Source organism: Ruegeria sp. ABV3_008 (genome assembly GCF_056161185.1).
The window spans coordinates 132,200-152,391 of sequence record NZ_JBSWYP010000006.1; the positions used below are offsets into that span (position 1 = coordinate 132,200).

General features: G+C 60.4%; 17 protein-coding genes. 12 read left to right on the forward strand and 5 right to left on the reverse strand.

Translation table 11 applies throughout. The annotated features are described in order from the left end of the window. Positions 1-3: 3 nt before the first annotated feature. From ACXAH8_RS12235 to ACXAH8_RS12245, 3 genes are read right to left on the reverse strand one after another with little or no spacing between them, the layout of a single operon-like run. Complete coding sequence (locus tag ACXAH8_RS12235; RefSeq protein WP_475218772.1) at positions 4-633, reverse strand: glutathione S-transferase family protein; 630 nt, start codon at positions 631-633, stop codon at positions 4-6. Between the two features lie 20 nt (positions 634-653). Continuing rightward, the gene (locus ACXAH8_RS12240; RefSeq protein WP_475218774.1) at positions 654-1,802 is read right to left on the reverse strand and encodes an acetate/propionate family kinase; all 1,149 of its coding nucleotides are present in this window, start codon (positions 1,800-1,802) and stop codon (positions 654-656) included. Positions 1,803-1,855: 53 nt separating this feature from the next. Then, on the reverse strand, positions 1,856-2,353 hold the full coding sequence (locus tag ACXAH8_RS12245; RefSeq protein ID WP_475218776.1) for a class I SAM-dependent methyltransferase: 498 nt from the start codon (positions 2,351-2,353) through the stop codon (positions 1,856-1,858). A gap of 231 nt (positions 2,354-2,584) precedes the next feature. Here ACXAH8_RS12245 and ACXAH8_RS12250 point away from each other — a divergent pair, with 231 nt between their 5' ends. The 5 genes from ACXAH8_RS12250 to ACXAH8_RS12270 are packed head-to-tail and all read left to right on the forward strand — an operon-like array spanning position 2,585 to position 9,794. After that, a complete protein-coding gene (locus tag ACXAH8_RS12250) occupies positions 2,585-4,357 on the forward strand; it encodes an ABC transporter ATP-binding protein (protein ID WP_475218778.1) in 1,773 nt (590 codons plus the stop codon). Further along, a complete protein-coding gene (locus ACXAH8_RS12255) occupies positions 4,350-6,260 on the forward strand; it encodes an ABC transporter substrate-binding protein (RefSeq protein WP_475218780.1) in 1,911 nt (636 codons plus the stop codon). The genes ACXAH8_RS12250 and ACXAH8_RS12255 overlap by 8 nt, the downstream gene beginning before the upstream one ends. 14 nt (positions 6,261-6,274) lie before the next feature. After that, complete coding sequence (locus ACXAH8_RS12260; protein ID WP_170377562.1) at positions 6,275-7,303, forward strand: ABC transporter permease; 1,029 nt, start codon at positions 6,275-6,277, stop codon at positions 7,301-7,303. Continuing rightward, the gene (locus ACXAH8_RS12265) at positions 7,300-8,454 is read left to right on the forward strand and encodes an ABC transporter permease (RefSeq protein WP_170477874.1); all 1,155 of its coding nucleotides are present in this window, start codon (positions 7,300-7,302) and stop codon (positions 8,452-8,454) included. Before ACXAH8_RS12260 ends, ACXAH8_RS12265 begins: the two co-directional genes overlap by 4 nt. Continuing rightward, entirely contained in the window at positions 8,451-9,794 is a 1,344-nt protein-coding gene (locus ACXAH8_RS12270; protein ID WP_475218783.1) for a CoA transferase, read from the forward strand. The genes ACXAH8_RS12265 and ACXAH8_RS12270 overlap by 4 nt, the downstream gene beginning before the upstream one ends. A gap of 92 nt (positions 9,795-9,886) precedes the next feature. On the opposite strand, the gene ACXAH8_RS12275 is transcribed toward ACXAH8_RS12270, so the two are convergent. Beyond that, the gene (locus ACXAH8_RS12275) at positions 9,887-12,244 is read right to left on the reverse strand and encodes a mechanosensitive ion channel domain-containing protein (RefSeq protein ID WP_475218785.1); all 2,358 of its coding nucleotides are present in this window, start codon (positions 12,242-12,244) and stop codon (positions 9,887-9,889) included. Positions 12,245-12,517: 273 nt separating this feature from the next. Between ACXAH8_RS12275 and ACXAH8_RS12280 the strand changes: the two genes are divergently transcribed. From ACXAH8_RS12280 to ACXAH8_RS12310, 7 genes are read left to right on the forward strand one after another with little or no spacing between them, the layout of a single operon-like run. Continuing rightward, entirely contained in the window at positions 12,518-13,732 is a 1,215-nt protein-coding gene (locus tag ACXAH8_RS12280) for a glycosyltransferase family protein (RefSeq protein ID WP_475218787.1), read from the forward strand. Continuing rightward, the gene (locus ACXAH8_RS12285) at positions 13,729-14,976 is read left to right on the forward strand and encodes a glycosyltransferase (RefSeq protein WP_475218789.1); all 1,248 of its coding nucleotides are present in this window, start codon (positions 13,729-13,731) and stop codon (positions 14,974-14,976) included. Before ACXAH8_RS12280 ends, ACXAH8_RS12285 begins: the two co-directional genes overlap by 4 nt. Continuing rightward, the gene (locus ACXAH8_RS12290; protein WP_475218791.1) at positions 14,976-16,052 is read left to right on the forward strand and encodes a glycosyltransferase family 4 protein; all 1,077 of its coding nucleotides are present in this window, start codon (positions 14,976-14,978) and stop codon (positions 16,050-16,052) included. The genes ACXAH8_RS12285 and ACXAH8_RS12290 overlap by 1 nt, the downstream gene beginning before the upstream one ends. Beyond that, a complete protein-coding gene (locus tag ACXAH8_RS12295; RefSeq protein WP_475218793.1) occupies positions 16,049-16,633 on the forward strand; it encodes a histidine phosphatase family protein in 585 nt (194 codons plus the stop codon). Before ACXAH8_RS12290 ends, ACXAH8_RS12295 begins: the two co-directional genes overlap by 4 nt. Continuing rightward, positions 16,630-17,769 carry a glycosyltransferase family protein gene (locus tag ACXAH8_RS12300; RefSeq protein WP_475218795.1) on the forward strand — a complete coding sequence of 380 codons (1,140 nt, stop codon included), beginning with the start codon at positions 16,630-16,632 and terminating at the stop codon, positions 17,767-17,769. Before ACXAH8_RS12295 ends, ACXAH8_RS12300 begins: the two co-directional genes overlap by 4 nt. Further along, positions 17,769-18,539, forward strand: coding sequence for a polysaccharide deacetylase family protein (locus tag ACXAH8_RS12305; RefSeq protein WP_475218797.1), 771 nt, complete (start codon positions 17,769-17,771; stop codon positions 18,537-18,539). The genes ACXAH8_RS12300 and ACXAH8_RS12305 overlap by 1 nt, the downstream gene beginning before the upstream one ends. After that, positions 18,536-19,012: a class I SAM-dependent methyltransferase gene (locus tag ACXAH8_RS12310; protein ID WP_475218799.1), complete on the forward strand. Its 477-nt coding sequence runs from the start codon at positions 18,536-18,538 to the stop codon at positions 19,010-19,012. The genes ACXAH8_RS12305 and ACXAH8_RS12310 overlap by 4 nt, the downstream gene beginning before the upstream one ends. Here ACXAH8_RS12310 and ACXAH8_RS12315 read toward each other — a convergent pair whose 3' ends face one another. Further along, on the reverse strand, positions 19,013-20,155 hold the full coding sequence (locus tag ACXAH8_RS12315) for an alpha-D-ribose 1-methylphosphonate 5-triphosphate diphosphatase (protein ID WP_475218801.1): 1,143 nt from the start codon (positions 20,153-20,155) through the stop codon (positions 19,013-19,015). It lies immediately after the preceding gene. Positions 20,156-20,192 lie beyond the last annotated feature (37 nt).

A 20,192-nucleotide genomic window follows, 5' to 3' on the forward strand; every position in this document is an offset into this window, starting at 1 on the left:
CTATTAAAGGCTGGCGCTGGGCCGGGATTTGATCCTGTCGAACCAGGCGTGAGTCGCGGTATTAGCTTCCGGGATACGCATTTTGATCACACGGGCGAAATCGACGAAGACAAACCCGGTGATATCAGCGAGGCTAAAATGCTCGCCCGCCAAAAACGGGCTGTCCTGCAAATGGTCCTCGAGCAAATCGAAGAACGCCCCCACCCTGTCGCGTCCCCGTTGCGCAAGTTCGTGGATTTGCGGATAATTCTCAGGTCCAGGAATGGGACGGTCCTTGAAGGCTGGGTGGCCGTTGCGCAGGGCCTCGGCGATGGGCAGACCGCCTTGCTGCTCGGCGATTGCGTTCCACATCAGAACACTGCCTTTTTCATCCGGCGTCTTGCCCATCAATGGGGGTTCCGGGCTCTGCGCCTCAAGATACGCAGCAATCCCAAGGTTCTCGGTCAGAATCGTGCCTTCATCGGTCACCAGCACAGGGATCGTGGCCCGAGGGTTAACGGCGCGAAAAGCATCGCTCAGCTGTTCTCCTTCCGCGATCGAGATTTGACGAGTTTCGATCTCCAAACCTTTTTCGGCAATGAACATACGCGCGCGGCGCGGGTTCGGAGCGGTGGCGCAGTCGTAAAAGATCATCCGTTTTCCCTCTGTCGTGTTTAGCTCAAAGCCTTGGCGACGGCCCGCGCGATCACCCGTTCTTCGTCGGTCGGGATCACAAGCACGGGTATACCGCCGTCTGAAATCACCGTCGCGTTTTGGGCGTTCGCCTCGGCGTCCAGATGGATGTTGAGAAATCCCATCCCATCCAGCACACTCTGGCGAATAGGCGCGGCGTTCTCACCAATGCCGCCGCAGAACACAACCGCATCCACCCCACCCAGGACGGCCGCCATCGCGCCCAGTTCCCGCCTGATCCGGAAGACATAATAGTCTATCGCCTCACGCGCGTGGGGATCATCGCTTTCAAGCAATGTGCGCATATCGTGGCTGATCCCGCTGAGGCCTAGCAGGCCACTTTTCTTGTAGAGGATATGCGTGATCGCCTCGACAGAGTGACCTTGCTCCATCAGATAAAGCAACACGCCGGGATCAAGCTGACCACAACGGGTCCCCATCGGGAGCCCATCAAGCGCGGAAAAACCCATGGTTGAGCCGATACTCTTTCCGTTGGCCACAGCGCACATCGACGCCCCGTTGCCCAGATGAGCGATAACCACCCGGCCTGCGGCCAGATCCGGGAAATCCTCAGCCATCTTGCCGGTAATGTAGTCGTAGGACAGTCCGTGGAACCCATAGCGCCGAACGCCTTTCTCGTAGAAGCGGCGCGGAATGGCAAAGGCATCGTTTACAAACGGATGGCCGACATGAAAAGAGGTGTCAAAACACCCAATCTGTTGCGCACCCGGGAAAGCCGTTCGCGCAGCGCGGACGGCCGCCAGATTGTGAGGCTGATGCAACGGGGCCAGTGACGAGAGCGTTTCAAGTTGGGCCAGCACGTGATTATCAAGAACCGTGGGCCCTTCAAAAGTTTGTCCGCCGTGGACAATGCGGTGGCCTACACCGACGATTAGATCCGACTCAAGCAGAGGCTCAAGGGCCAGCAAGATCGCCGTGACCCCGGCCGCATGGTCGGCAGGCCCGATCTCACGTGTCTCATGAAACCCGTCGCCGTTGATTTGCAATTGGGCGACCGGTCCCAGATTGTCCACCTGCCCGTGCCAAAGCAACTCGGGTTCAGCTTCGGCGCGGTAAACTCCGAATTTGATGGTCGAACTTCCCGCGTTCAGCGTCAGGATGGCCTGCATTGCGTTCCTCCGGTTTGCTTAGCCTTTTGGTGGACCCGGACGCGCCTAAGGCGTCACCGCCGGTAGATAAAACAGCGCCCCTCGACCGCACCCTCGGGCAAGGGCAATTCAGTCAGCGCATTGAAATACATTCGATCACTGGAAACCATCAGGCCACCCGGCGCCAGAAGCGGTTCAATCAAAGGCGAAACAAACCGCGCGAAGGCGTCGTTCTTTTCGCGATTGTGCCCACCCAGATCTGCATGGATCAGGCTGGCCGTCGCACCAAACCGATCCACAGAGGCTGGCAGAGTGTCCCGCACATCGCCCAAAATCACCCGACCCTCGGGCGGGGTTGAGTCGGGATGTGAAGCCACCGCGCGTTCGAACACGAAAACTGGGCGATTCTGAATGTACTGGATCATGTGGTGGTAGGTTCGACCGTTACCCAGGCCCAGCTCGAACACCGGCCCGGACATGCCTCTTGTCTGCTCGATTGCAAAATCCAGGCAGGCGCGTTGCGACACCATGCGGTCAATAAACAGATCAAGTCGGCTTTGGTTTTCGGACACAGGGGATTCTCTCTTTGATACTCATCGCCAGCTTAAATGGTGCTGGTCACAAACGTGATGGCAAAAACTCAACTGTTTGTGTAGTTGTAGAGGCAAAAGTTTCACATTCCCGCGACATTTCAGCCTAAGAACGGGTTTGACGAGTCGGGTGAAACCGCGCGACAGTAAGTCAAAAAACGGGGAGAATAAAAAGCCGATGCTCATCTACGGCCAAACGGGTGGAAAACCCGAATGACTGCGTTGTTGTCTGTCAGAGATCTCAGCATCGGTTTCGGCACGGCGGATTCAGTCGTGCGAGACGTGAATTTCGACGTGGAGGCCGGACAGACACTAGCATTGGTGGGTGAGTCGGGTTCGGGCAAAACAATCTCCTGCCGAGCCGTGTTGCGTATCCTGCCCCGCGTAGCGCAGATTCGCAGCGGCTCGATTATTCTGAATGATTCCAAGGGCCAGGCCGACCTGACGCAAATCAACGAGCGGGAGATGCGCAGCATTCGCGGCAACCGCGTCTCGATGATCTTTCAGGAGCCGATGCGCTCTTTGTCGCCACTGCACAAGATCGGCAATCAGGTCAGCGAGGTCCTCTGGCTGCATCGCGGCGCGTCCGAGGCGCAGGCCCGTAAGGAAGTCCTGACCCAGTTTGAACGCGTGGGCTTTCCAGACCCTCAGCGGGCTTATGACTCTTATCCGTTCGAGCTGTCGGGTGGTATGCGCCAGCGCGCTATGATCGCCATGGCGATGGTCTCCAAGCCAGAGCTGCTAATCGCAGACGAGCCTACTACTGCGCTGGATGTGACAACGCAGGCTCAGGTTTTGGGCCTGATCAAGGAACTTCAGCGCGAAACCGGGATGGCGCTGATCCTTGTCACGCACGATCTGGGCGTAGTTGCGAATATGGCCGAGCAGGTCGTCGTCATGCACAAAGGTCGCGTGATGGAGGCAGGCCCCGCCGCCCCCATCCTGACCGCGCCGGCCCATCCCTATACCAAACAACTGTTCGATGCGGCCCCGGCCATTCCAGATCAGGACGCCGTCGGCATTCCGATGCCGGACGAAGACCTGATCCTGCATATGAAAGGCGTCTCCAAGACCTACACGATGCGCTCCAGCAAGGGTTGGCAGGCGGACAAACAGATCCATGCCTGTCGCAGCGTCGACCTGAAGCTTGCACGTGGAAAGACACTGGCGATTGTCGGAGAAAGCGGCTCGGGCAAGACCACCGCCGCCCGGATTGCCCTTGGCGCCGAACTGCCCGACCCAGGCGGAGCGGTTCTGTTCTCTACCGCCCAAGACGAAGACCCCATCCCAGTCCACCAGATGACCCGCGCCCAGCGCACTGCGTTTCAACGCAAAGCGCAGATGGTGTTTCAGGATCCCTACAGCTCACTCAGTCCACGGATGCGCATACAGGATGCGATGACTGAGCCGCTGGAAATCCACCGCATCGGTTCGGTCTCGGAACAACGCGATAAGGCCGCCGAGATGTTGCAGCGTGTGGGGCTGAACGCGGACATGCTGAAACGCTATCCGCATGCGTTTTCCGGCGGGCAGAGACAGCGCCTGTCCATCGCCCGCGCCATGATGCTGGACCCGCAGTTGATTGTCTGTGACGAGCCAACCTCGGCGCTGGATGTGTCGGTTCAGGAACAAATCCTGACACTTTTGGAAAACCTGCAGGACAGCCTGAACCTGTCCTATTTCTTCATCTCTCACGACCTTGCGGTCGTGGCCCGTATCGCTGACGAAGTTGCCGTGATGCGTCGGGGGCTGATTGTCGAACAAGCCCCGCCCGAAACACTCTTCTACAATCCGCGCCATCCATACACCAAGGCGTTGATTGCCGCTCAACCAGAACCCGACATTAACCGCCCGATTGACTTGCAAATGGTCTCTCTGGGTGCCGGCGCGCCGGACAGTTGGGATGAGGCCTTTCGTTTCTCGGACACCGTGATACCTTCGCTGGTGGAATTGGAACCGGGCCATAAGGTACGTTGCCATGTTTAAGACCACTCGCCCTCTGATCCTGGCCGCCACTCTGGCCTTTGGCTGGACGCTGCCTGCACTGGGCGATGTGCCAGTACCGCAAGAGAGCAGCTTTTGGTCGGCTGAGGTGAATGCGGGCGATTTGCCGCCGGTTTCGGAACGCTTACCCAAAGACCCTCTGGTAGTGGATCTGGCCGCGAAGGGCCGTGAATTCGGCACCCCCGGCGGCACAATGCGGACCATGGTGACCCGGTCCAAGGATATCCGCCAGATGGTCGTCTACGGTTACGCCCGGTTGGTTGGTTTTGACGGTGATTACAATATCGTACCCGACATTTTGGCCTCGTTCGACAATGAAGGGAACCGCAAGTTCACTCTGCACTTGCGCGAAGGGCACAAATGGTCGGATGGCTCACCGTTTACGTCCGAAGATTTCCGGTACTGGTGGGAAGATGTCGCCAACAACGAATTGCTCAGCCCCTCTGGTCCACCCGATTTTCTGATCGTCGAGGGCAAGGCCCCGACTGTCTCTTTTCCGGATGAGACAACCGTGATCTACGAATGGGATGATCCGAACCCGGATTTCCTGCAAACGCTGGCACAGGCCCGCCCGCCCTTCATCTACCGCCCATCGGCCTTTCTGAAACAGTATCACGAAAACTATGTTGATCCTGAGGATCTGGCCGCGCAGGTCGATGATGCCCGCGTCAAAAGCTGGGCGGCCCTGCACAACAAACTCGACAACCTCTACAAGTTCGACAACCACAAGCTGCCCACGCTTCAACCCTGGCTGAACGCAAGCTCGGGCAAGAAAATCCGCCACAATTTCGTCCGCAATCCGTACTACCACCGTATCGACTCCAAAGGGGTGCAACTGCCCTATATCGACGTCGTCGAGATGGAGATCGTGGCCCCCGGACTGGTGGCCGCAAAGACCAATGCGGGCGAGACCGACCTGCAGGGGCGTGGTCTGGCCTTCCGCGATGCATCGATCCTGAAAAAGGGTGAGGCGGTTGGCAACTATAAGACATTGCTCTGGAAAACCGGCGTGGCCTCACAGATCGCAATCTATCCGAACCTGAACTACGCGGATGAGGTTTGGCGGGACGTAATGCGAGACGTGCGCGTGCGCCGCGCCCTGTCTTTGGGGATTGATCGCAAGACGATCAACCAGGCGCTCTATTTCAAACTGGCAAAACCGGGCGCAATGGCGGTTCTGCCCGCCTCCCCCTTCTACAGCGAGGAAAACGCCCAGGCCTGGGCCCAGTATGATCCCGATCTGGCGAACGCCCTGCTGGACGAGGCTGGGCTGAACGAGCGCGACAAGAACGGCATTCGGCTGCTGCCCGACGGCCGCCCGATGGAGTTGATCATCGAAACCGCTGGTGAGCGGCAGGAGGTCGAAAACGCCCTGCAGATCGTCACCGACACATGGCGCGAGATTGGCGTCGATCTTGTGATGCGCCCGCTGGATCGCGATATCCTGCGTAACCGGGTGTTCGCGGGCAACACGATGGCTTCGGTCTGGTTCGGCTGGGATGACGGGCTGCCCCAAATCCACACCTCCCCTGCCTATCTGGCTCCGACGGATCAGGTGTTTCTCGCCTGGCCAAAATGGGGACAGTATTATCAGACCGGCGGCGAAGTAGGTGAGGCACCCGACATGCCCGAGGCTGAGCGCCTGATGACTTTGGTCCATGACTGGGAGACCGCGACAACGGATGAACAGCGCGCTGCCGTCTGGACCGAGATGTTGGAAATCCACGCCGACCAGCTATACGCGATCGGCATTCTGAACGGCGCACCGCAGCCCATTGTCGTATCGAACCGTTTACGCAATGTCCCCGAGCAGGCCATGTGGGCGTGGGAACCCGGCGCGCATTTCGGCGTCCATCGCCCGGATGAGTTCTTTTTGGTCGACTGAGCAGGAGCAGCTAAATGATCATGCTGCGCTATGCGGTCTATCGCTTCTTCACGATGCTGCTGACACTGTTGGTGGTCTCGGTTCTGATATTTGTCATCATCAACCTGCCGCCCGGCGACTATCTGAGCAATCAGATCGCCGAGCTTCAGGCCTCAGGCCAGTCCGCCGGTGTCGCCAAGGCCGAGTTTCTGCGGGCAGAATACGCCTTGGATCGTCCCATGTGGGAGCAATACCTGATCTGGATGGGCTTCTGGCCCGGCCCCCACGGCTTCGAAGGTCTCCTGCAAGGCAATTACGGCTGGTCGTTTGAGTTCGACCGTCCCGTCTCGGATATCGTGGGTGATACGCTTTGGCTGACGGTTGTGGTCAATCTGGCCGCGATCCTGTTCGTTTACGCCGTCGCCCTACCATTGGGCGTGATCGCCGCTGCGCGGTCGCGAACGTGGATCGACTATACCTCCGCCTTTGTCGGCTATCTGGGTCTGGCCACGCCGAACTTTTTGCTGGCGCTGATCCTGTTCTACTACGGTCATCAGTATTTCAACCTGCCCATCGGCGGCCTGATGGACCCAAAATTCGAAGGCGAACCGATGAGTTGGGACAAGCTGAAATCCATCCTTGTCCACCTGATCGTGCCGACCTTTGTCATCGGCACCTCAGGCGCGTCGGCCATGATGCAGCGCCTGCGCGCGAACATGCTGGACGAGCTGGGCAAGCCCTATGTTGAGACAGCCGTTGCCAAGGGCATGGCCCCATCGCGGATGCTGACCAAGTATCCGTTGCGAGTAGCCTTCAACCCGTTCGTCGCCGACATCGGGAACCTGCTGCCCTCGATGGTGTCTGGTTCGGTTCTGGTGTCGGTCGTGTTGGGCCTGCAGACGATCGGGCCAACCCTGCTGACGGCACTGAAAACGCAGGACCAGTTCCTATCGGCATTCATCCTGATGTTCGTGGCCCTGCTGACCCTGATCGGCACCATGATCTCGGACATCCTGCTGGTCATGCTCGATCCGCGCATTCGGTATGAGGGGCGAGACGCATGACCCAACGACCCGATGATCGCTATGTCGATGACGCACCGTTCGACCCGCAGGCCTCTGTCCAGCAACTCGAGCGTGCCGATCTGGACGCTCCGAACTGGGTTTTGGTCTGGCGCAAGTTCCGCACGCACAAGCTGGGTTTGATTTCGGGCGTCTTTCTGCTGCTGTGCTACCTGATGCTGCCCTTTGCAGGCTTCATCGCCCCCTACGGCCCCAATGACCGGAACGGAGAGCACCTCTACGCCCCGCCCCAGTCAATTAACTGGTTCCACGAGGGCGAATTCATCGGGCCCTATGTCTACCCCATCACGGCCGAGGCGGATCTTGAGACCTTCCAGTGGAAGTTCGTTCCAGACACCGAGGATCCTCGTCCGATCAAGTTCTTCTGTGAAGGGTCTGAGTATCGCTTGGCCGGGTTCATCCCCTCGGACACGCATCTGTTCTGTGCCCCTGATGGCGCGACACTGTTCTTATGGGGCTCGGACCGGCTGGGCCGCGATATCTTCAGCCGCATCCTCTATGGCGCGCAGCTGTCGCTGACCGTCGGCCTGATCGGCATCTCGGTGTCGTTCTTCCTTGGTATCCTCTTCGGCTCGATGGCCGGGTATTTCGGAGGGCGCATCGACTGGACCATAAACCGCGTGATCGAAGTCCTGCGATCCCTACCCGAACTGCCGCTCTGGCTTGCCTTGTCCGCCGCCGTACCCTCGAACTGGAGCCCCGTCGCGGTCTTCTTCATCATCTCGATCATCCTCGGTATCCTCGACTGGCCCGGCCTCGCCCGATCCGTCCGCGCCAAATTCCTGTCCCTGCGAGAGGAAGAATACGTCCGCGCGGCTGAGATGATGGGCGCAAGTTCTGGCCGGGTGATCCGCAAGCACCTGTTGCCAAACTTCATGTCTCACCTGATCGCGTCGGCCACACTTTCGATTCCCGCAATGATCCTGGGTGAAACCGCGCTGTCCTTCCTCGGCCTCGGCCTGCGTGCGCCTGCGGTCAGTTGGGGCGTGATGCTGAACGACGCGCAGAACCTCGCCTCGATCGAGATTTACCCGTGGACGGCCATTCCGATGCTTCCCATCATCGTCGTCGTTCTGGCCTTCAACTTCCTCGGCGACGGGTTGCGCGACAGTCTGGACCCCTATCAGCAATGAGCCTGCTGTCCTCTCTTCCGGCGGCCGACAGCTATCGCACTAGCGGCGAGGGAACCCTGCCCAGCGCCTTTGCCGTCTCCGAGCTCGCGACCGCCAGCTTCGCAGCGGTAGGTCAGGAGCTAGCCCGATATATGGCCGCCGCAAACCTGTCACCAACCGCGCCAGAGATCACGGTGGATCACCGCCTCGCTTCGCTCTGGTATCGCTATTCCTTCAAGCCCGATGGCTGGGAGATGCCCAGCCTGTGGGACGCCATCGCAGGCGACTACCGCGCGTCTGACGGCTGGATTAGGTTGCACACAAACCTGCCCCACCACCGCACTGCCGCCCTGAATGTTCTGGGCACGCAAGCAGACCGAGAAGCGGTTTCTCAGGCCCTGCGCAGCTGGGCTATCGCTGATCTCGAAAGCGCTGTTGTGGCCGAGGGCGGCGTCGCAGCCGCCATGCGCAGCCGCGCCGAATGGTTGGAACACCCCCAAGGCCGCGCCGTCAGCCGTGATCCATTGATCAGTTGGCAGAATCCACGTCGGATCACTCTGCGAGATCGTCCGGCTGCAACAGCCGGACGCCCGCTTGCCGGCTTGCGCGTCCTAGACCTGACCCGCGTTCTGGCGGGCCCCATCTCAACCCGCACATTGGCCGGATTAGGCGCGGTTGTGCTGCGCATCGACCCTCCGGGCTGGGATGAGCCGGGCGTTATTCCCGACATCTCGCTGGGCAAACGCTGCGCCTATCTGGACCTGAAGTCGACCGAGGGCCTGACCCACCTGCAAGACCTGCTGTCACAAGCTGATGTATTCATCCACGGGTACCGCCCCGGCGCGCTTGAGGCTCTGGGGCTTAGTAAAGCAAAGCGTGACGAACTGGACCCCAACCGGGTCGAGGTCACTCTGGACGCCTATGGCTGGCAGGGCCCTTGGGCCACACGCAGAGGGTTCGACAGTCTCGTTCAGATGAGCGCAGGCATTGCCCATGCGGGGATGGAATGGGCCAACGCCGACAAACCCACCCCGCTGCCAGTTCAGGCTCTGGACCATGCGACCGGATACCTGATGGCAGCCGCAGTTCTTTCTGCACTGGCCGAGGCAGCCTCGGGAAATTCAATCATGCACGCCCATCTGTCTTTGGCGCGCACCGCCGAGTTGCTAGCCATTCTTGGCAAAACCGATACAGGGCAAGACGCGATCACGGCCAACCAATCCGACTATGGCGAAGAAACCGAACAGTCCGGATGGGGCCCTGGCCACCGGCTAAAACCCGCACTGACCATTGGTCAGACGGTGATGAGGTGGGACCTGCCCGCCCCACAACTGGGCACATCCGAGCCAACCTGGTCCTGACGCTCCAACCGCCGCGCGGCACGCGCGGCCCGGCCCAACGCTATGGAAGGCGTCTCGTCAGAGACGCAGCCCAAAGGGGCGGGCGAACCGTCTTAGCGGTCGTCACCGCCCGGTCCGATATCGTCCAGATAGTCCTCATCAATCGCCGCTTGTACCGCGCCAGTCACTGCCTCGCGCTGTTTCGGGGTCAGATCTTCGGCCTCTTTGCCATCGGCAAGACGAACGGTTACTTCACGATGGGCAAACTTGATGCCTTCGCGGGCGAACAGCTCTCGAATATCTTGATACACCTTCTTGCGCACCAACCACTGATCGCCCGGCTTGGTCATGAATTTGACCCGGATGATCATCGCCGAATCCTGCATCTCGATCACGCCCTGCGACTTCAAGGGCTGGATGAAGTTGTCGCCGATTACCGGATCGCTCAGCAACTCCTGACCTAGTTTCTTGATCAGTTTCCGTACCTTCTCGACATCCGTGTCATAAGTCACACGCAGAGGCAGCTTCATGATCACCCAGTCACGCGAATAGTTGGTCAGAACCTTGATCTCCCCAAAGGGGATAGTGTTCAGCGCCCCCAGATGGTGGCGCAGTTGGAACGAGCGGACCGAGATTTTCTCGACCGTTCCCTTCACATCCCCAATGTCGATGTATTCCCCTTTGCGGAACGCATCATCCAACAGGAAGAAGGCGCCCGAGAAGATGTCGCGCACCAAGGTCTGCGACCCGAACCCGACAGCCAGACCTACCACACCGGCACCTGCGAACAGAGGGCTGACGTTGATGCCCAGCTCCATCAGTACGATCAGCACAATCGTCACGACAACGACCGCCAGGATCGCCCCGCGGAACAAAGGCAGCAAGGTGGCCAAGCGGCTCTGACCGCCTTCGCCGCCTTCATCGCCCAACTCGGCCTCGGAGCCATCATCAGACTCTTCGGCGATTTTGCTGTCGATCCAGATGCGGAAAAAATTGAACAGGATGTAACCGATGAACAGGATAACCATCACGTCCAGCGCGCGCCCGATCGGCAGATCCTCGCTCCAGCTGGCGTCAGGGTTCCAGATCACCACCAGCGCGTAGCTGCCCACGACAAAGGCCAGTATGCCAGCAACCCGGCGGGCCAGATCCTCATAGGTCAGAATGGCGTGTTTGCGTTGTACCGCCTCGGGCGAGGGTGCCTCTGCCTCGATCTCTGCCTCGGCGTTGATCTGTTCAATCTTGCGGTTGCGATCGAAATAGCGCTCCAGCAGATAGTTCATCGCGCCATATGCCACGACAACCGACATGAAGATCGCATAGCTGCTGGCAACAATCGGGACCGAGTTTTCATTCTCAAGCACCAGATCCACGGCCAGCTTCGACCAGCTGAACACGATGTACAGGATCAGCACCGGAGCCCAAGCAAATGAGATGAAGCGCAGAATCCACGAGACTTGAGACGGTGCCCGCCCGCCCCGGATCGCATTTGAAATGGCCCCGGCATTGAACAGGATCATCAGAATATTCAAGAAGGCCCCGAACAGGGTCAAGCACCCGTAGACCAAGGCGTAGACGTTGTAGTTCAGACCGAAATCCGCCACCCAGGTCGAAAACAGAACGACCGAAACGTCATAGGTCGCCACCGCCGATGCCCAGATATACAGCCGCTTGGCGTGGCGGTCCGAGAAGGGCGGCAGGCGATACTGGCTCAGGTAAGGTGACAGCACCATTCGCCACAGGTCCGAGATCGTGCGGGACAGGAAAAAGGCCGTGAAGATCGCGGTCACGGTAAACTGGATCGAGATATCTTCGGCCTCGCCAAAGAACAGATAGCCCACGATCAATGCCATCAACATGGCAAAGATCGTGCCGCCGATCCCCATCACGAAGCGGTACACGAGAAACGGCATCTTCTCGCGATAGCCCTGCGGGTTCTCCTTGATCCGCGCCACGACCCAGCGCTTGGCGATCCGTTTGCCGTAGATCTCGGTTGAGAGCCACCGCCCTAGCAGCAGGAAAAGGATGTTCCAGCCCAGAACCTCGACATAAGTCTGGATACGACCATCCGGGCTGGTCTGACGCAGGATATACTCCACTTCGAACACCGAATAGGGCAGTGCCTCAAGGCGTGACTGAACTGATTCACGGAACTTGGTGAACCGCGCCTGCGTGCGCATCAGTTGCGAGGCCTCAGCCATGGGGTCAGCCTCAGCCGATTCCGCTTCGGGCTGCTCGCCTGAGGCTGAGACCAGATTGCCAGAACTGTCTATTACGATCACACTGGCACCAGCCTCGGTGGCGGTGCGGATCGCGTCGGCGAGATCACTGTCGTTGGTTGTAGTCTCTTCTGTTGCGGAGCCCGAACTATAGCCCGGTATCAGCGAGGTCTGCGCCGCCACACTTGCTGGAAACGCTAACAACAGAGCCCAAAATGCCAAAAGCGTCGCGGCCAGAAAGTTCGGTTTCATAGGGTCTTGTATCCAATTTCTTCACTGGCGCACACCGTACAGAACCTGTTGGACCTGTTCAAATCCTCCCGCCCGCCTGTTTTCGCGCTTTGACCGAAACGGCAAAGACTGGTGCAAATTGAACCCATATCCTCAATATCCTGTTGCCAAATCGCCATGTTTGGCACATTTGCAGGCGGGCGATTTCCCCTTTGGCAAGCGCAGCATAAGGATATACGGTATCGCTTGCATACGCGCGGGTGTAATACCCAGACCAATAAGACGGGCGACCCTATGAGCCTAGGCAAAAAACAAGACAATCCGGACCGCGCGCCGCGCCTGCTATTCTACAGCCACGATACCTTTGGGTTGGGCCACTTGCGCCGTTCGCGCGCGCTGGCTGCGGCGATGACCGAAGCCGACTCAAGCGCATCCGCGCTGATCCTGACCGGATCGCCTGTGGCCGGGCGTTTCACCTTTCCCCGCCGCGTCGACCATGTGCGCTTGCCGGGGGTAACCAAACGTTCGGACGGATCTTACGCGGCCCGCACGATTGGCATGGGCATTGATGAGGTGACCGAGCTGCGCTCGAGCCTGATCAAGACAGCCGTTCAGCAATTCGACCCCGACGTCCTGATCGTCGACAAGGAACCCACGGGCTTTCGCGGCGAGCTGCTGCCAACGCTGGAATTCCTCGAACAGTCCTGCGACACCAAGCTGGTTTTGGGCCTGCGCGATGTTCTGGACGAGCCCGAGGTTCTGGCCGCCGAATGGGATCGCAAGGACGCGATCGCTGCTACCGAGCGGTTCTATCATGAAATCTGGGTCTATGGGTTGCATTCGATCTACGACCCGACCGAGGGTCTGCCGCTCAGCGCCGCGGCCCGGTCACGCCTACACTGGACCGGCTATCTGCGCCGCGACCTCGGCCCGGTCGGAGAGCCCCCGGAACAACCCTATATCCTGATCACGCCCGGTGGCGGCGGCGATGGTAAGGCGATGGTCAACCTGGTCCTCTCGGCCTACGAACAGGACCCGACCCTGTCGCCCCGCGCGGTGCTGGTCTACGGGCCCTTCCTGTCTGGTGAGTCGCGTGATGATTTTGAAACCCGCGTGGCCGCGCTGAACGGGCGCGTGACGGCGGTCGGGTTCGAATCCCAGATCGAAACGCTTTTTGCCGGGGCTGCGGGCGTTGTCTGCATGGGCGGCTATAACACATTCTGCGAGGTGCTGTCCTTCGACAAACGCGCCGTCATCGTGCCGCGCACAACGCCTCGGTTGGAACAATGGATACGCGCCTCGCGCGCTGAAAACCTTGGCCTTGTCCGGATGCTGGACGAACAGCGCGACGGCTTGACGACCGACGCGATGATCCGCGCCATCCGCGAATTGCCGCGACAGCCCCTGCCCTCGCAGGCGATCAGCGACGGCTTGCTGGACGGGCTGGACTATGTAACGGGCCGCGTCGATGCGCTGCTGCACCGGGAACAGGAACGAGCGACCGGATGACATCCCAAAACCCGAAACTCGCGGTGCTGGTCAAAGGATGGCCGCGCCTGTCCGAGACGTTTATTGCACAGGAACTGGTCGCCTTGCAGGAGGCCGGGCATCAGTTCGACATCTGGTCCTTGCGCCACCCGACCGACACCAAACGCCACCCCCTGCATGACCGGTTCAAGGGGCAGGTGCACTATCTGCCTGAATACCTCTATCAGGAACCACAGCGCGTCTGGGCCGCACGGGCCATCGCCCAACGTCTGCCGGGCTATGCCGAGGCCTACCGCGTTTGGCGGCAGGACCTGCGCCGCGACCCGACCCACAACCGCATTCGCCGCTTCGGGCAGGCCTGCGTTTTGGCGGCTGAGCTGCCAGACGCGACGCAGGCGCTCTATGCCCATTTCATGCACACGCCCTCATCCGTGGCGCGCTATGCCGCCATCATGCGTGGTGTACCGTGGAGCTTTTCGGCCCACGCAAAGGATATCTGGACCTCTCCCGAATGGGAAAAGCGCGAAAAGCTGCAAGCGGCGACCCATGGGGCCGCCTTTGGGGCCACCTGCACCGCTATAGGGGCCGCCCATCTGCGGGATCTGGCCGATGACCCCGCACGCGTTGACTTGATTTACCACGGGTTGGACCTTGCACGTTTCCCAAGCCCGCCGGACCGGAAACTACGAGCAGCGGACGGGCCATTTCACATGATCTCAGTTGGACGGCTGGTCGAGAAAAAGGGCTTTGACCGTCTGATTGATGCCTTGGCCTTGCTGCCAGAGACGCTGGACTGGCACTGGACCCATATCGGCGGCGGCGCTTTGGGGGACGTGCTACGCGACCGCGCCACGGCAGCCGGCATCGCAGACCGGATCAGTTGGAAAGGCGCTTGCGATCAGCCCGAAGTGATTGAGGCCATGCGCGCTGCCGACCTCTTCGTCCTCCCCAGCCGCATTGCCGAGGATGGTGATCGCGATGGGTTGCCCAATGTGTTGATGGAGGCTGCATCGCAACTCCTGCCGATCCTATCGACGCCAGTGTCCGCGATTCCAGAGTTCATCACCTCGGGCACTCAAGGCATCCTGTCGGATGACGATCCAAGGGCGCTGGCCGACGCGATGCTGGCGCTGGCGAGCGATCCCGAAGCCACTGCCAAAATGGCGCGGGCCGCCTATGACCGTTTGCTGGCTGAATTCCGGATGGACCCCGGCATCGCGCGGCTTTCGGATCGGCTGAACGCTTTGTGCTTGGAAACGGTCTGATGACACGCGTGGCGTTCTACGCCCCCATGAAATCCCCACACAGCCCGACCCCTTCGGGCGACCGCGAGATGGCGCGCAACCTGATCACCGCCATTGCCGCCGAAGGGGATCACGTCGACCTTATCTCAGAGCTGCGGATCTACGAAAAGAACGGAGATACCGCCAAACAGCACGCCTTGCGCGCAGCGGCCGAGGTCGAGGCTCAACGCCTGATCGCCGAATTGCCGCAAGACACGTCGCTTTGGGTGACCTACCACAACTATTACAAAGCCCCGGATTTGATTGGCCCGCAGGTCTGCGCGGCGCGGCGGATTCCTTACGTTCAAATGGAAAGCACACGGGCCAGCAGCCGCCTGAAAGGCCCTTGGGCCGGATTCGCGCAATCCGCTCATGAGGCCTGCGACGCGGCCAAGGTGATTTTCTACCACACCGCAAATGACCTGATCACGTTGGAGCGCGACCGCTTTGGCACCCAAGCTCTGGTCGAGTTGCCACCGTTTCTGCCGATCACGGATTTGCCGCCTCAGGCCGCTGCCGAAGGTCCGATGCTGGCCGTCGGTATGATGCGGCACGGGGACAAGCTGGCCTCATACCAGCTGCTGGCCAAAGCTCTGACATATCTCACTGGCGATTGGCAGTTGCAGATTGCAGGCGATGGCCCTGCGCGAGGCGAAGTTGAAGCACTCATGGCCCCGTTCGGCGAAAAGGTCACGTTCCTTGGCCAACTGGACCAAGAGAGCCTGAGCCACCTCTATCAGAGTTCGGGGTTTCTGGTCTGGCCCGGCGTCAACGAGGCCTACGGCATGATCTATCTTGAGGCTCAGGCCGTAGGCCTGCCGGTCGTCGCGCAAGACCGCCCCGGCGTACGCGACGTGCTTTCGTCCTCGGACTACCCGAGGGTCGATCAAGGGGCGCAAGGCTTGGCCCGACGCATGCAGTTCCTCTTGCAGAACTGCGAAGAGCGGCGACGCTTGGGGCGTGAGGCTCGCCAATACGTCGCCAACCGCCACCTGATGCCGAGCGCGACGCGACGGTTCTGGCAGACCGTCCGCCCAATGCTGGAGGTTTCCGTATGACCAGACTGGCTTTGCTGCGACACGGTCATACACCTTGGAACCGTACCGGACGCATTCAGGGGAGTAGCGACATCGCGCTGGACCCCGAAGCGCGGGTTGAACTGTCCGGTTACGCCCTGCCCGCCCCTTGGGAGCAGGCACAGATCTGGGCCAGCCCGTTGCAGCGCGCGCGTGAGACGGCGCAGATCGTCTCGGGCCGTGCGCCGATGACCAGCGATGCGCTGACCGAGATGAATTGGGGCGATTGGGAGGGGCTGCGCGGTGTAGACCTGATTGCAGACCCATCCAGCGGCTACCGGCATATCGAGGATTGGGGTTGGGACTATCGCCCGCCAAATGGCGAAAGCCCGGCTGAGGTTGCAGATCGTCTCGCGCCTTGGCTGGCGGAACTCCGGCAAGACGCCCTGGCCGTATGTCACATCGGCATCATGCGGGTCATTCTGGCGCGCGCCTGGGGATGGGATTTTGAAGGCCCCGCCCCTTTCAAAATCAAGCGCAACAGGCTCTACGTCATCGACATGAAAACGATGACGCCCGAAGCGGAGCCGGTCCGCCTGATCAAGCGCGAGGCCACGACATGAAAGTGATGCTTGTCGTCACCCACCTGTTGGGAACCGGGCACCTAAGCCGAGCCTTGACGCTGGGGCGTGCTTTTGTGGGTGCCGGCCATAAGGTGATGGTGGTGTCTGGTGGCATGCCTGCGCCGCAACTCGACAGCACGGGCCTGACGCTGTTTGGCCTGCCGCCGCTGCGCTCGGATGGGACCAACTTTACGCGGCTGTTGGGGGAGGACGGCGAAGAGGCTGATGAAACCTATCGCAACGCGCGGACCGTGGCGTTGGTTGAGGCCGTCCGCGCGTTCCAGCCGGACGTGCTGATCACCGAGCTTTTCCCCTTTGGCCGCCGCGTATTGACCGGTGAGTTCGAGGCTGCACTGACCGCCACGCGGGCACTGCCGCACAGCCCCGTCATCCTCAGCTCAATCCGCGATATTCTGGCACCGCCGTCCAAACCCTCCAAAGCCGAACGGGCCGATGAGATTATTGACGCGTTTTATGACGGTGTTTTGGTTCACGCGGATGAGCGTATCACACCGCTGACTGTCAGCTGGCCCGTCTCAGACCGGCTGGCCGGGTATTTGCACTATACCGGCTTTGTCGCGCCGGTTGCACCGCAGCCCCATCCGGACGGTGTCGGTGAGGGAGAGATTCTGGTCAGCGCGGGTGGCGGATCGGTGGGGCAGCCGATCTTTCGCGCGGCCATCGTGGCCGCCCGAAGGATGCCTAACAGGCGCTGGCGCCTGTTGGTGGGCGGGCGTGATGCCAAGGCGCGCATTTCTGAACTGTCCCAGTTGGCCGAAGACGCACCCGTTGTCATCGAACCCGTGCGCCCGGATTTTCGGCAAATGCTCCCTCATGCTGCGGCATCGGTGAGCATGTGCGGCTACAACACCGCGATGGACCTGCTGCAATCAGGTACTCCAGCGGTGATGGTGCCCTTTGATGATGGCAATGAAGTGGAACAAAGCCTGCGCGGGCAAAGCCTGTCTGCGCTTTCTGCGATGGAGGTTCTTCCCAGCAAAGACCTTGACGCGACCCGCCTCTCCGAAGCCCTAGAGCGGGTCATTTCTGACGCGCCCCGTTCGACACAGGGCTTTGGTTTCGACGGAGCGCAGCGCAGCGTTGAGATCGCTCAGAGGCTCTGGGACGCGCGCTGATGATGGCAGATTGGCGCATATTGGACGAAGAACTGGCCATTTGGCGCGACCAAGGGCTGTCTTTTCTGCTGTGGTGGCGGGACGACGATGCGATTGCTCCGACCCCTCAGCTGGACCAACTCTCCGCTTTGTCCGAACGGCTTGGGATTTCGGTTCACCTGGCGATTATCCCGCGTCATACTAAGAACGAACTGGCGACTTACATGGCGCAACGGCCGAACCTGATACCGATTGTCCACGGCTGGGCGCATGAAAACCACGCTCCGCCAGAAGAAAAGAAATCCGAATTCCGGCTGCACCGTCCCATTGAGACGATCTTGCAGGACGCCGAGGCCGGTATGACGCGCCTGCGGTCTCTGTTTCCGGATAGTTTGCGTCCCATGTTCGTTCCCCCGTGGAACCGTATCGCGCCCGAGATTGCCGCGCGTCTGCCCAATCTCGGGTATGAAATCCTCTCGACTGCGACCCCTCGGACATCGGCGCAGGCCGCGCCGGGGTTGGAGCAGGTGAACACCCATATCGACCCGATCGACTGGCGCGGCAGCCGGAGCTTGGTGGATCCTGTCGCGCTGATACAGAAAGCCACTGCGCTGCTGCGGGATCGGCGGGAGGGGTGCTCTGACAACAGCGAACCGCTCGGCGTATTGACCCATCATCTGGTCCATGATCAAGACATCTGGGCCTTCACCGAAGCCTTGCTGAAACACCTACTAGACGGGCCGGCGACCCTCTGGACCGCCCCCAGACACGGAAACGGAGACCCCGAATGAGCCGACTGGATTCCATGCTGCGGCGCCTGACCGCGCAACGCGACGGGCTGAACTGGGCCGCTGCGAAGATCGCTGATCAGAAAGGCGATGTGCTGGATATGGGGCTCGGCAATGGGCGCACCTATGACCACCTGCGTGAAATCCTGCCCGAGCGCCGCATCTGGGTGATGGATCGCGTTCTGCAATGCCACCCCGACAGCACTCCTCCAGAACAGGATTTCCTGCAGGGCGAGGCCGAACCTATGCTGCAAAAGCTTGCCAGCGCAGGGCACAAGATGGCGATGGCGCACTACGATTTCGGCCGAGGGATCAAGGCGGATGACGTGGCCGAGGCGGCGCGCCTCAGCCCACTGATCGCGCAGGTGATGCAGCCCGGTGGGTTGCTGATCTCTGGCCAGCCGTTGGTCGGGTTCGATCAGATCGAGGGGCCTGAAACCATCGCTCCGGACCGCTACCTGTTCTACGTGGCCTGATCAGGCGACGCGCCGCCCACGCGACCAGACCGCATTCAGGGCGGGAACACCTGCCCGCATGCGAAACCGGATCAGATCCGCGCGGGCGCCGGTGCGCAACACGCCCCTGTCCTCGAGCCCCACGGCCTGTGCCGGGGTTTGGGTCACGGTCCGCAGCCCACGCGCCATGTCGCCCCACATCTGCCCCAGCCGCACGGACGACAGCAACAGCGCCGAGGGCACGTAGTCGGACGAGATGATGTCCAGATGGCCCAGCTCGGCCAACTCCTGCGCCGCGACATTGCCCGAATGCGACCCGCCCCGGATGATGTTCGGCGCGCCCATCATCACCTTGATCTCGTGCGTGTGGCAGGCTTGGGCAGCTTCGACCGTTGTCGGGAACTCAGCCAGACGAATGCCGTGACCTGCGGACACCTGGACCTGCTCTTCCGTCGTATCATCGTGGCTGGCCAAAACTGCGCCAAAGCGGTTGGCAGCCTTAACGGTCTCAACCTCATGCTTTTCGCCATTCCGGTCACGCAGCCCTTTCAGATGGGCCACGTGTTGCATGAACGTATCATCGTCCATGGCGTATTTGCCCTTCATATAGGCCTCAAGCTTCGAGAGATCGCGAAACTGCCTCTGACCCGGTGTGTGATCCATGATCGAGACAAGACCAACACGGTCCTCGGGGCCGAACTCGTCCAACTCCTCGACCAGAGTTTCGGAACACACCTCGGCTCTGAGATGCAGAAAGTGGCTGATCTTCAGCGCATCTTGTTCGCGCAGGTCCCAGAGTTCCTGCGACAACCCGCGCGCGTACTTCAGATACCGGGCCGAGCCTGAGGGGATGGACCCGATCCGCATTGCGTCAAACACGGTTGTGATCCCGGTGCTTGCCAGCTCGGCATCATGTGCGAGGATCGCGGCGGAGTGGGGCCAGTCGACCTTGGGGCGTGGCTGAATGTGACGCTCAAGGTTGTCCGTGTGCAGCTCGACCAGACCCGGGCTGATATAGTCGCCTTCACAATCAACCGCACCCGCAGGAACCGAAGCGCCTGTGTCGATGTCCGCAATGCTCTCTCCTACGAGCCGAACACTCCCCGTTACGGTTTCGTCCGGAAGAACGAGCGTGGCATTGGCAAGGATCATTTCTTCTGTCATCTGAACTTCACACAGTTTGAGCTATTGAACGGGCCAC

Bases quoted from the DNA above. Each gene is read 5' to 3' on its own strand.
- ACXAH8_RS12290 (WP_475218791.1), top strand. From the start codon at position 14,976: ATGACACGCGTGGCGTTCTACGCCCCCATGAAATCCCCACACAGCCCG.
- ACXAH8_RS12255 (WP_475218780.1), top strand. From the start codon at position 4,350: ATGTTTAAGACCACTCGCCCTCTGATCCTGGCCGCCACTCTGGCCTTT.
- ACXAH8_RS12300 (WP_475218795.1), top strand. From the start codon at position 16,630: ATGAAAGTGATGCTTGTCGTCACCCACCTGTTGGGAACCGGGCACCTA.
- ACXAH8_RS12275 (WP_475218785.1), bottom strand. From the start codon at position 12,244: ATGAAACCGAACTTTCTGGCCGCGACGCTTTTGGCATTTTGGGCTCTG.
- ACXAH8_RS12285 (WP_475218789.1), top strand. From the start codon at position 13,729: ATGACATCCCAAAACCCGAAACTCGCGGTGCTGGTCAAAGGATGGCCG.
- ACXAH8_RS12235 (WP_475218772.1), bottom strand. From the start codon at position 633: ATGATCTTTTACGACTGCGCCACCGCTCCGAACCCGCGCCGCGCGCGT.
- ACXAH8_RS12260 (WP_170377562.1), top strand. From the start codon at position 6,275: ATGATCATGCTGCGCTATGCGGTCTATCGCTTCTTCACGATGCTGCTG.
- ACXAH8_RS12270 (WP_475218783.1), top strand. From the start codon at position 8,451: ATGAGCCTGCTGTCCTCTCTTCCGGCGGCCGACAGCTATCGCACTAGC.
- ACXAH8_RS12240 (WP_475218774.1), bottom strand. From the start codon at position 1,802: ATGCAGGCCATCCTGACGCTGAACGCGGGAAGTTCGACCATCAAATTC.
- ACXAH8_RS12315 (WP_475218801.1), bottom strand. From the start codon at position 20,155: ATGACAGAAGAAATGATCCTTGCCAATGCCACGCTCGTTCTTCCGGAC.
- ACXAH8_RS12265 (WP_170477874.1), top strand. From the start codon at position 7,300: ATGACCCAACGACCCGATGATCGCTATGTCGATGACGCACCGTTCGAC.
- ACXAH8_RS12295 (WP_475218793.1), top strand. From the start codon at position 16,049: ATGACCAGACTGGCTTTGCTGCGACACGGTCATACACCTTGGAACCGT.
- ACXAH8_RS12310 (WP_475218799.1), top strand. From the start codon at position 18,536: ATGAGCCGACTGGATTCCATGCTGCGGCGCCTGACCGCGCAACGCGAC.
- ACXAH8_RS12305 (WP_475218797.1), top strand. From the start codon at position 17,769: ATGATGGCAGATTGGCGCATATTGGACGAAGAACTGGCCATTTGGCGC.
- ACXAH8_RS12280 (WP_475218787.1), top strand. From the start codon at position 12,518: ATGAGCCTAGGCAAAAAACAAGACAATCCGGACCGCGCGCCGCGCCTG.
- ACXAH8_RS12250 (WP_475218778.1), top strand. From the start codon at position 2,585: ATGACTGCGTTGTTGTCTGTCAGAGATCTCAGCATCGGTTTCGGCACG.